This is a genomic window from Streptomyces sp. NPDC002926 (assembly GCF_053591755.1).
In genome coordinates this window covers 254804-266734 of the sequence record NZ_JBSFUK010000004.1, presented here as the reverse complement: position 1 = coordinate 266734, position 11931 = coordinate 254804, and the positions used below count along the sequence as shown (strand labels likewise).

The 11931-nt window shown below is 72.3% G+C and carries 5 protein-coding genes; 4 read left to right on the top strand and 1 reads right to left on the bottom strand.

Annotated elements, in window-relative coordinates; all coding sequences use genetic code 11:
- Window positions 1–90 precede the first annotated feature (90 nt).
- Window positions 91–2796, bottom strand: a complete 2706-nt coding sequence (locus ACWDZ6_RS10300) for a lysylphosphatidylglycerol synthase domain-containing protein (protein WP_366733184.1) — start codon at window positions 2794–2796, stop codon at window positions 91–93.
- A 215-nt stretch (window positions 2797–3011) separates the two neighbouring features.
- Here ACWDZ6_RS10300 and ACWDZ6_RS10295 point away from each other — a divergent pair, with 215 nt between their 5' ends.
- From ACWDZ6_RS10295 to ACWDZ6_RS10280, 4 genes are all read left to right on the top strand, one after another.
- Complete coding sequence (locus ACWDZ6_RS10295) at window positions 3012–3362, top strand: MGMT family protein (RefSeq protein WP_451502515.1); 351 nt, start codon at window positions 3012–3014, stop codon at window positions 3360–3362.
- Window positions 3363–3535: 173 nt separating this feature from the next.
- Window positions 3536–7051 (top strand): ATP-dependent helicase, encoded by a 3516-nt coding sequence (locus ACWDZ6_RS10290; protein WP_451502514.1) that lies wholly within the window; start codon window positions 3536–3538, stop codon window positions 7049–7051.
- 112 nt (window positions 7052–7163) lie between these two features.
- A complete protein-coding gene (locus ACWDZ6_RS10285; protein WP_451502513.1) occupies window positions 7164–7985 on the top strand; it encodes a hypothetical protein in 822 nt (273 codons plus the stop codon).
- 57 nt (window positions 7986–8042) lie between these two features.
- A complete protein-coding gene (locus ACWDZ6_RS10280; RefSeq protein WP_451502512.1) occupies window positions 8043–11924 on the top strand; it encodes a UvrD-helicase domain-containing protein in 3882 nt (1293 codons plus the stop codon).
- Window positions 11925–11931 lie beyond the last annotated feature (7 nt).

Here is an 11931-nt window from a genome sequence, read left to right as displayed (position 1 = left end):
GAGCGCGCGCCGCGCGGGACGGCGGTCCATGCGGGTGGCTACGGAGCGTATGCGCGGCGGGGCGGCCGTGCGGGGACCGTCCGGACCCGGCTAGAGCGCGCCCTTGCGGGTGAGGTGGTTGAAGGCGAACCACCCCGGCAGCACGGGCAGCCAGAGCGTCATCATCCGGTACAGCAGGACCGCCGGCGCCGCGACCTCCTTCGGCACTCCGGCCAGGACCAGACCGAAGGTCAGCGCGCCCTCGACCGCGCCCACACCGCCCGGTGTCGGCGCCGCCGAGCCCAGCGCGTTGCCCGCCAGGAACACCACGGCGATGCTGGCGTAGCTCAGCGGCTGGTGGCCGTGGTCGAAGGCCCGGATCGACGCGTCCAGACACATCACGAACACACCGGTCAGCAGCAGCATCCCGCCGATGCCGGTGAGCAGCTTCATCGGCCGCTGCAGTACGTCGAGCATGCGCGGCACCACACCGGCGAACAGCGAGCGCAGCCGCGTGGAGACGAACTTCCTCAGGAACGGGATCGCGGTCACCACAAGCACCAGCACGGCGACCGTCAGCAGACCCGCGATCACCGTCCTCGACGGCGTGAACGACGCCGTTCGCTCCGTACCGGTCAGATAGCCGAAGGAGAGCAGCAGCAGGACATGCGCGCCGAGCCCGAAGAGCTGGGAGGCGCCGACACTGGCCACGGCGAGACCGGGCCGTACGCCCGAGCGCTGGAGGAAGCGGGTGTTCAGCGCGACACCGCCGACCGCGGCCGGGGCGACGATCTTGACGAAGGAACCGGCGACCTGCGCGACCACGGTCCGCAGAAAGCCGACCCGCTCCGGCACGAAGCCCAGCAGGCTCATCGCCGCGGCGAAGTAGCTGATCGCGGAGAAGGCGACGGCCACCGCCACCCAGCGCCAGTCGGCCTGCCGGAAGACCGTGCCGAAGTCGATGCCGGCGAGCTGAGAGAGCAGGAAGTAGGCGGCGACCGCACCGGCGATGAAGCTGATGAGCGTACGTGGCCTGATCCGCTCGAGACGGACCGGCTCGACCGGTGCCTGCGGTCTGATCAGCAGCACCTGGCGACGGATCTGGGAGAGCAGATCCTCCTCGCGCGCCTCGTCCATGGCCTCGTCCATGGCCTTCTTGTCGGCCTGCTTCTCCGCCCGCTCCGACTTGCGTACGGCCTTACGGTCGTCGGCCGGCGCTTCCTCAGCCGCCTCTTCCGTACGGGCCCGCTTTGCGGCCGCGGACGCCTCGAGCACCGCCTCCCGCTCACGATGCGACCGCTCGCGGGCCAGCCTGCGCAGTGTCGCCCGGGTGGAGCGGCTCAGCGCGATCGGCTGGAGCAGCGGCAGACAGTCGGCGATCGCCTCCGGGCCGAGCACCTGGACCGCGGTGGCCACCGCGCGCGCGGCACCCACCCGCAGCCCGATCGTGGTGAGCAGCTGCGCGATGTCCATGCGCAGGACCACATCGCCCGCCGCGATCTCGCCGCCGCGCAGATCCGTCAGGATCACCTTGCCGAGGCGATCCACCAGAATCGCGTCTCCGGTCAGCCTGCGGTGAGCGATACGCCGCGACTGGAGCGCCTTCACCTGCTGCCAGGCCCCGCGCACCACGTCGTCGGTGATCTCGTCGTCCGTCAGGGAGTCCAGGGAGCGGCCGCCCAGGTGCTCGTACACCAGCATCACGGCGTCCGGACCGAGCTCCGAGGTGGCGATCAGTTTGGGAGCGTTGGCTCCGGCGGCGATCGCCGCGTACGCCAGCAGCGCCTCCTGCTCCAGTGCCTGCCGCAGCGACTGGATGGAGCGGCGGGTGGTGATGGAGCGCAGCGTCAGCCGGCGCCACACCCGGTAGAAGAAGCCCTGCGCCTGCTGCTCGCGGTCGACGACGGTGACATCGAGCGGCGCGCCCTCCTCCAGCGAGACCAGATAGCGGCGGCCGCGGTCGCCGTTGTCGGCGGAGTCGGAAACGTCCTCGGAGCGCATCGCGGTGACCGGGCGGAAACCGACATGGCGCAGACCGGCCAGCAGGGTCTGGCCGGTGGGCCGTACGTTCGGCGAGCCGACGGCGTACAGCGTGCCGTACGCGACGGTCCAGCCGAGCAGCACAGTGAGGATGATCGAGAACGGGGTGGTGTAGCCGGCGACCAGCATCGCGAAGGCGTCGAGCAGCAGCACCACCCACAGCACCACACGCCAGCGCGGCCGCCGTGCCATCCCCACGGCCGTCATATAGGCGATGACGGGCGCGAGATAGCCGTGCACCGGATCGGTCAGCCCGCCGCCGGTCTGCGCCTGGGTCAGCGCGTCCTGGAGTGTGCCGGGCGCGGCCTCGGCGACCCAGAGATCGGTGGCCAGGGTGACGCCGTGCGCGAGGACGGCGGCGAGGACGCCGTCCGCGATCCGCAGGCCGTCCCGCTTGACCAGCCGCTCGATCGCGAAGGCGACCGGGACGAGCAGTACGGCGATGCTGGACGCCAGCCCGGCGATCTTGACCAGCAGGTCGGGAGCCTGTCCGGTGCCCTTGTTGATGTCCTGCTCGAGACCGGATGTGGTGCCGTGGGCGAAGGCGGCGACGGCGAGCACCACGGCGATCGCCAGGATGCCGATGAGCAGTCGCAGCAGGTCGGAGGGGCGGTGGACACGGGCGGCGAGCAGCGGCTCGTCCCCGGAAACCCGGTCGACGCCGGTCGCGTCCGCGACGTCGGACGCCCCCGTCGCGTCGCTCGCGTCGGCCTGCGGAGCGGGCGTTTTTGGGGACGTCTCGGACTCAGGGGTGCTTGCCGCCTTCGGAGGCTGCACGCCCTGCTCCTTCGCCGTCTCGGTCTCTTCTTGATCTCGTATCACCAGTCACCGCCCGCATGATGGTGGCACGACCGGACGACACAGGGGGGCATCAGGGTGCATCGCGGGGACTTCAGGCACGTGAGATACGCCCCTCTGCCTCTCCGGTCCCACACCCTCCACTGTGCCTGCTGTCGGAGGCGTTGTCGGTGGCGTGGGGCAGGATGGGCGGGATGGATGTGCTGCCGGAGTACGCGGAGCGGGTGCTCGAGGTCGCCGAGCTGATTCCGCCGGGCCGGGTGATGACGTACGGGGATGTCGCGGAGTGGCTCGGGGAGGGTGGGCCGCGCCAGGTCGGCCGGGTGATGGCGCTGTACGGCGGTGGAGTGCCCTGGTGGCGTGTGGTGCGTTCGGACGGCACGCTGCTGCCCGGGCACGAGCTGCGGGCCCTGGCGCGGTATCGCACGGAGGGCACGCCGCTGCGTGAGGCCTCGCGCAGCGCCGAAGGCCATGTGCCACGGCTCGACATGAAGCGCGCGCGATGGGAGGGCGAAGGTGGTGCGGGCGACAGCGGTCACATATGACAGCTTCGGCCAAGAGGCGTCGCCAAGCGAGGGCCTGTACGGCGTACGAAGACCGTAGGGGGCCTTGCTGCGCGGCCGACTCGCTGCGTCCCCGCCCGGCGTCGGCGTAGCGTCTCCAGCGCGCGGCACGAGCCGCTCCATCACCAGCACACCCACCAGGACCGGCGATCCACGTGAGCTCCTCCTCCACCACCGGGCGTACGGCGTACCGGCAACAGGTACGGCAGGGAGTCCCCCCACGCCCGCAGGGGCGTAAGGGGAGGACCCCGGGCGCGTACCGACTGGTGCGTACCCCGCCGGGCCCGGTGGATCCCCCTCTCCTGGACGCAACTCAGCGTGCGGTGGTTGACCACGGTCACGGTCCGTTGCTCGTTCTGGCAGGTCCGGGCACCGGCAAGACGACGACGCTGGTGGAGGCGGTGGCCGCGCGCGTCGCGAAGGGGGTGGATCCGCAGCGGATCCTGGTCCTCACCTTCAGCCGCAAGGCGGCGGTGGAGCTGCGGGACCGGATGGCGCTGCGGCTGGGTGGTTCGCGCGGGCCGCAGGCGACGACCTTTCACTCCTTCTGTTACGCGCTGGTCCGCGCACACCAGGACGCGGACCTGTTCTCCGAGCCGCTGCGGCTGCTGTCGGGTCCCGAGCAGGACGTCGCCGTACGCGACATGCTGGCGGGCCAGCTCGACCTGGAGGCCGAGGGGCTGGCGCGCAATCACTGGCCGGACGAGCTGCGGGCGTGCCTCACCACGCGCGGTTTCGCGGACGAGGTACGGGCGGTGCTGGCCCGGAGCCGGGAACTGGGCCTCGGCCCCGATTCGCTGGCGCGCTTCGCGGCCCGCACCGGCCGTCCCGACTGGGGGGCGGCCGCGTCCTTCCTCGCCGAGTATCTGGACGTCCTGGACATGCAGGGGGTCCTCGACTACGCGGAACTGGTGCACCGCGCGGTGCTGCTGGCCGAACGGACCGGATCGCCGTACGACGCGGCGTACCCCTTCCCGTACGACGCGGTGTTCGTGGACGAGTACCAGGACACCGACCCGGCCCAGGTACGGCTGCTCCGGGCGCTGGCCGGACATGGCCGGACACTGGTCGCCTTCGGTGACCCGGACCAGTCGATCTACGCCTTCCGCGGCGCGGACGTGAACGGCATCCTCGACTTCCCCGACGCCTTCCGGCACGCCGACGGCAGACCCTCGCAGGTGTCGGTACTCACCACGTCGCGCCGCAGCGGATCGGACCTGCTGGCGGCGACCCGGCTGCTGACCCGCCGGATGCCGCTGCCCCGCCTCCCGTCGGAGCAGGCCCGCGCCCACCGGGAGCCGGCGCCGGTCCGCGAGGGCGGGCGGGTGGAGACGTACACCTTCCCGACGGCGTCGACGGAACTCGACAACATCGCCGACATCCTGCGCCGCGCCCACCTGGAGGAGGGCGTCCCGTGGCACGACATGGCGGTCCTGGTCCGCGCGGGCGGCCGCACCATCCCCTCGGTCCGCCGTGCGCTGACATCGGCGGGCGTCCCGCTGGAGATCGACGGCGACGACGTTCCACTGCGTCACGAACCGGCGATATCGCCGCTGCTGACGGCCCTGCGGACGGCGGCAACGGCCGCACTGCGCGGTCCGGCGGAACCGGCTGAGGGGGCTGCGGAGGCATCCCGATCCGCCGGGGCGCCGTCGGTGGACGCGGACGCGGATGTGGTTGTGGACGCGGACGCTCATGTGGATGTGGACGCGGATGGTGACGCCGGTGCGGATGCGGCCGCGGATCCGCCGCCGGGTGCCGAGGCGGCCGAAACCGGCACCCCCACCTCCTGGCTCTCCACCGAGACCGCACTCACCCTGCTCACCTCCCCACTCGGCGGGATGGACGCCGCCGACCTCCGGCGGCTCGGCCGCGCCCTCCGGGACGAGGAGCGGGCCGGTGGCAACCGCGTACCGCCGCCCTCCGACCAGCTCCTCGCCCGCGCACTCGCCGAGCCCGAGCGCCTCGTCGCGCATGACCCGGCATACGCCCGCGGCGCCCAGCGCCTCGGCGCGCTGCTGCGCAAGGCGCGCGAGCTCCTCGAAGGCGGCGGCACCGCCGAAGAGGCCCTCTGGGAGCTCTGGGACGGCACCCCCTGGCCGCAGCGACTCGAGCGCGCGGCTCTCCGCGGCGGCGCGGCCGGCCGCAACGCCGACCGCGACCTCGACGCCGTCTGCGCCCTCTTCGACACCGCGGCCCGCGCCGAGGAACGCACCGGCGGCCGCGGGGCCCTCAACTTCCTCGAGGAGGTCGAGGCCCAGGACATCGCCGCCGACACCCTCGCCGGGAGAAGCGTCCGCCCCGACGCCGTCCGTCTGATGACCGCCCACCGTTCCAAGGGGCTCGAGTGGAGCCTGGTCGTCGTCGCCGGTGTGCAGGAGGGCCTGTGGCCGGACCTCCGCCGCCGCGGCTCGCTCCTCGAGGCCGACCGCATCGGCCACGACGGCCTCGCCGAGCCGCTCACCCCCGGCGCCCTCCTCGCCGAGGAGCGGCGGCTCTTCTACGTCGCCGCCACCCGCGCCCGCGACCGCCTCGTCGTCACCGCCGTCAAGGCCCCCGCCGACGACGGCGACCAGCCCTCCCGATTCCTCACCGAGCTCGGCGTGGAGCCCAAGGACATCACCGGCCGCCCGCGCCGCCCTCTCGCCGTCGCAGCCCTCGTCGCCGAGCTGCGCGCCACCACCGTCGACCCGCAGGCGACGGACGCGCTGCGGGACGCCGCCGCCCGCCGCCTGGCCCGCCTCGCCGCGCTCACCGACGACGAGGGCCAGCCGCTCGTACCGGCCGCGCACCCCTACCGCTGGTGGGGCCTGTACGAGCCGACGCAGAGCGAGATCCCCCTCCGGGACCGGAACCAGCCCGTCACGCTCTCCGGCAGCGCACTGGACCAGCTCGCCAACACCTGTGCGCTCCAGTGGTTCCTGGGGCGCGAGGTGAAGGCGGACGCACCCGCCACCGCCGCCCAGGGCTTCGGCAACGTCGTCCATGTGCTCGCGGACGAGGTCGCCTCCGGACAGACCCCCGCCGACCTCGCCGTTCTCATGGAGCGCCTCGACTCCGTCTGGAACGCGCTCGTCTTCGACGCGCCCTGGAAGTCGCAGCAGGAGAAGGAGCACGCGCGCGTGGCGCTCGAACGCTTCCTGCGCTGGCACGTCATGGACCGCGGCGGTCGCGGCGGCCGTGCCCCCGCCGCCACCGAGCACGACTTCGACGTGACGCTCGAGGCGGGGGAGTACGAGGTACGGATCCGGGGCTCCATGGACCGCGTCGAGCAGGACGCCGAGGGACGCGCGTACGTCGTCGACTTCAAGACCGGGAAGCAGACACCCACCAGGGACGAGGTCGCCGCCCACCCTCAACTCGCCGTCTACCAGCTCGCGGTACGCGAAGGCGCGCTCGACGAGGCCTTCGACGGCCGGCGCCCGGAGCCCGGCGGCGCCGAACTCGTACAGCTGCGCCAGCCCGCAGCCAAGAAGGACGGCGGCGACGAACTCCCCAGGATCCAGGCCCAGGAGCCCCTGAGCGGTGCCTGGGTCGGAGATCTGCTCGCCACCGCCGCCGGACGTGTACTGGACGAGCGCTTCACCCCGTCCACCGGACAGCACTGCACGCACTGCAGCTTCCGCGCCTCGTGCAGCGCCCAGCCGGAGGGCCGCCAGATCGTCGAGTGACCGACGCCGGCGTTCGGCGATGTGGTCCAACTCACGTTGACTTCGTGCATCCAAAAGAGGTCCACGACAGTCGCATAAAGGTGCGATAAGCAGGATCTACAGGGAGAGACACATGGCAGCCAATAGGAAGTTCCTGGTTTCGGCGACGGTCTGTGTGGCCGCGATCGCCGGACTGGCGGGCTGCTCCAAGGACGGCACCAAGACCAATGGCACTTCTGAGGGGAAGACGAAGGAGCCGGCGGCCGCTACGTCCTCGAAGGCTCCGGTGGACCCCTTCGCCGGCCTCACGGCCGACCAGATCGGCGACAAGGCCATGACGGCCACGAAGGCGGCCCAGTCCATCCGGATGGTGGGCCAGATCAAGAGCGACGGCGAGCAGCTGACCGTCGACTTCGCGGTCGACACCAAGAGCGCCTGCACGGGCAAGATGAGCATGGAGGGCGGTAACGCCGAGCTCCTCCAGGTCAGCAAGGTCATGTACATGAAGGGCGACGAGAAGTTCTGGCGCGCCTCGATGAGCGGGGACGGCGCGTCCGGCAAGGAGACCGACAGCGTCGTCGAGCTGATGAAGGGCCGCTGGATGAAGATGCCGGCGGGCAGCTCCGGCGACATGGGCGAAGTCTGCGACCTCAAGGCCATGATCGCCGACATGGACAAGAACAAGTCGGAGCGCAAGGGCATGACCAAGGGCCCCGACGCCGAGGTCGGCGGCCGGGCCACGGCGACCGTGGTGAAGAAGGCGGCCAACGGCGAGACGACGACCATGTACGTGGCCAAGGAGGGGGAGCCCTACCTGCTCAAGGTCGTCAAGGTCGGCGGCGACGAACCCGGCACGATGGTCTTCTCCGACTACAACAAGCCGGTGAAGGCCACGGCTCCGCCGGCCGACCAGGTCGTCGACCTGGAGAAGCTGGGCGCGGGCTCCGGCGCCTGACGCGGTTGAGGCCGAGGGGGACCACCGCTGTCAGTGGTCCCCATTAGCCTCTCTGGGGTGACCGCACGCATCACCGACCCCGAGCAGCTCAAAGAGCTCCTCGGCATCCCCTTCACCCCGGAGCAGACGGCCTGCATCACCGCGCCGCCCGCCCCGCAGGTCATCGTGGCCGGAGCCGGGTCGGGGAAGACGACGGTGATGGCGGCGCGGGTGGTGTGGCTCGTCGGGACCGGCCAGGCCGCGCCCGAGCAGGTCCTCGGTCTCACCTTCACCAACAAGGCCGCGGGCGAGCTCGCCGAGCGCGTCCGCAAAGCCCTCGTACGGGCCGGGGTGACGGACCCCGACGTCATCGACCCCGACAACCCGCCGGGCGAGCCCCGCATCTCCACGTACCACGCCTTCGCCGGACAGCTCCTCACCGACCACGGACTGCGCATAGGCCTGGAGCCGACCGCACGACTGCTCGCCGACGCCACCCGCTATCAGCTCGCCGCGCGTGTGCTGCGCGAGGCGCCGGGACCCTACCCCTCGCTGACCAAGTCCTTCCCCTCCCTGGTCAGCGACCTGCTGGCACTGGACGCGGACCTCGCGGAGCATCTGGTACGACCCGAGCGGCTCGGGGCGTACGACTCCGAGCTGCTGAGCACGCTGCAGAGCGCCCGGCTCAGCAACGCCGAGCTGCGCAAGGTCCCCGAGGCGGCCGCCGCACGCCGTGAGCTGCTCGACCTGACCGTCCGCTACCGCGAGGCCAAACGCGCCCGCGACCTCCTCGACTTCGGCGACCAGATCGCCCTCTCGGCCGAACTCGCGCTCACCCGGCCGGAGGTCGGCACCATCCTGCGGGACGAATTCCGGGTCGTCCTCCTCGACGAGTACCAGGACACGTCCGTGGCCCAACGGCTGCTGCTGTCCGGCCTGTTCGGGCAGGGCACCGGCCATGCCGTGACCGCGGTCGGCGATCCCTGCCAGGCGATCTACGGCTGGCGTGGCGCCTCCGTGGCCAACCTGGACGACTTTCCTGCCCACTTCGCGTACGCCGACGGCCGCCCCGCCACCCGCTTCTCGCTCAGCGAGAACCGCCGCAGCGGCGGCCGCCTTCTCGACCTCGCCAACGGCCTCGCCGAGCCTCTGCGCGCCATGCACGAAGGCGTCGAAGCGCTGCGGCCCGCTCCCGGCGCCGAGCGCGACGGCATCGTCCGCTGCGCCCTGCTGTCCACGCACGCGGAGGAGATCGAGTGGCTCGCCGACTCGATCGCCCACCTCGTGCGTACGGGCAAGGAGCCCGGCGAGATCGCCGTCCTGTGCCGCACGGCGGGCGATTTCGCCGAGATCCAGGGCGCGCTGGTCGCCAGGGACGTCCCGGTCGAGGTCGTCGGCCTCTCCGGGCTGCTGCACCTTCCCGAGGTCGCCGACCTGGTCGCCATGTGCGAGGTCCTGCAGGATCCGGGCGCCAACGCCTCTCTCGTACGTCTGCTCACGGGACCGCGCTGGCGGATCGGCCCGCGCGACCTGGCGCTGCTGGGCCGCCGGGCCCGGCTGCTCGTCCACCGCACCTCGTCCGAGGAGAAGGACCCCGACGAGCGACTGGCCGCGGCCGTGGAAGGCATCGACCCGGCCGAGGTCATCTCGCTCGCCGACGCGCTCGACACGTTCCTGGAGTCGGCCGGCGGGGAGGGCGACGGCCTGCCCTTCTCCACTCAGGCCCGGGTCCGCTTCGCCCGCCTCGCCGCCGAACTGCGCGATCTGCGCCGTTCGCTCGCCGACCCCTTGATGGACGTCCTGCACCGAGTGCTGGCCACCACCGGCCTCGAGGTCGAACTCTCCGCCTCACCGCACGCCCTGGCCGCCCGCCGCCGCGAGACTCTCGCCAACTTCCTGGACACGGCGGCCGGATTCGCGGCGCTGGACGGGGAGGCGACGCTGCTCGCCTTTCTCGCCTTCCTGCGTACCGCCGCGCAGTACGAGAAGGGCCTGGACAACGCTCTGCCGGGAGGCGAGAACACCGTCAAGGTCCTGACGGCGCACAAGTCGAAGGGCCTGGAGTGGGACGTCGTGGCGATCCCGGGCCTGGTGGCCAAGCACTTCCCGAACGACCAGGCGCGCGAGGCATGGACCTCCCAGTCCAAGGTCCTCCCGCATGCGCTGCGTGGGGACGCGGCGACCCTCCCGGACGTGCCCTCCTGGGACGCGAAAGGTCTCAGGGCCTTCAAGGAGTCGATGAAGGACCACCAGCACACCGAGGAACTGCGCCTCGGCTACGTCGCGTTCACCCGCCCCCGCTCACTGCTCCTCGGCTCGGCCCACTGGTGGGGCCCGACCCAGAAGCGCCGGCGCGGCCCTTCGGCGTTCCTCCAGGCGCTGTACGACCACTGCGCGGAGGGCTTCGGCGAGATCGAGGTCTGGGCGGACGAGCCGGAGGAGGACGCGGAGAACCCGGCGCTGCACACGACGACGGCGTCGCAGGCCTGGCCGCTCCCTCTGGACGCCGCATCCATGACCCGCCGCCGCGCCGCGGCGGACACGGTGCTCTCCTACCTGGCCGACGCGTCGACGGGGGCCCATGCGGAACCGCCTCCGCCGGACGGGCCCCTGGACGAGCGCACGGACGCAGACGCCGTGGACCTGCCGGACTGGGACGACTGGGAGCTGGAACCGGAGCCGTTCCGGGAGGGCGATGACGATCACGGTCATGAGCCGGACCCGTGGCACGACACGGATGTCCCGGCCCCGAGGGACCATCCGGACTTCGCAGGGACGGCCGACGAGGACCCGGCTCGCGCGACGGGCGTCGCCGGGCATCCGGCGGGTCCTGCCCTGCCGCTGCCCGGTTCCGATGGTGTCGAGCTTCCGGTGGACCGGGTTCCGCTGTCGTTCGGCTCCGATGCTGTCGAGCATTCGGCGGACCGGGTTCCGCCGCCGTTCTCCGACGTCGCCGAGCCCCCGGCAGGCGGCCCGCGCCTGCCGCAGCACCGCACCGACGCTGCCCGCCCCCCGGCGGGCGACGGGCGCAGCCCGGCAAGGCCTCCTCATCCGCGCCGCGAAGCCGGCGCAGGGGGTGTGGGGGCGTCAGCCCCCACGTCCACCACCACCCCTGGGGGAACCGGGGGCCCGCCCCCGGTTTCGGGAAGGGGCGGGGTGGGGGAAGTCCCCCCGCACCCCGAAGACGCCCGCACCATCGCCTCATGGGACCGCGACCTGGACGCCCTCGCCGGGGAACTCCGCCGCACCCGCGCCACCGTCCGCGACGTCCCCGTACCGCCGTCCCTCTCCGCCTCGCAGCTGCTGCGCCTCGCCGCCGACCCCGACGGCTTCGCCCAGGAACTGGCCCGCCCCATGCCTCGCCCCCCGCAGCCCTCCGCGCGCCGCGGCACAAGGTTCCACGCCTGGGTGGAGTCACGGTTCGAGGAGCTCCCGCTGCCCATGCTCGGCCCCGACGAGCTGCCCGGCGGCGACGCGGACGACCCCGAGATCGCGGACGAGCGTGACCTCGCCGCGCTCAAGGAGGCATTCGAGCGCACCCCGTACGCCCACCGCACCCCGTACCGGGTCGAGGCTCCCTTCCAGCTCACCCTCGCCGGACGGGTCGTCCGGGGCCGTATCGACGCCGTCTACCGAACCGACCCGGGCGATGCCGACGGCAACGGCAACGGCGACCGCGATCGCGTCGATGGCGTGCCCCGGACGGACGGCGTGCCGCACATGTACGAAATCGTCGACTGGAAAACCAGCCGCACCCGCACCGCCGACCCTCTCCAACTCGCCGTCTACCGCCTCGCCTGGGCCGAGCAGCACGGCCTCCCCCTCGAAGCCGTCGGCGCCGCGTTCGTCTACGTACGCAGCGGCGAGATCGTCCGCCCCGACGCCCTCCCCGGCCGGGCCGAGCTGGAGGGCATCCTGCTTGGCGAGACGGCCGGTGGGACAGCTGCCGGAGCCCGTTAGGCTCACG

Bases quoted from the DNA above. Each gene is read 5' to 3' on its own strand.
- ACWDZ6_RS10285 (WP_451502513.1), top strand. From the start codon at position 7,164: ATGGCAGCCAATAGGAAGTTCCTGGTTTCGGCGACGGTCTGTGTGGCC.
- ACWDZ6_RS10295 (WP_451502515.1), top strand. From the start codon at position 3,012: ATGGATGTGCTGCCGGAGTACGCGGAGCGGGTGCTCGAGGTCGCCGAG.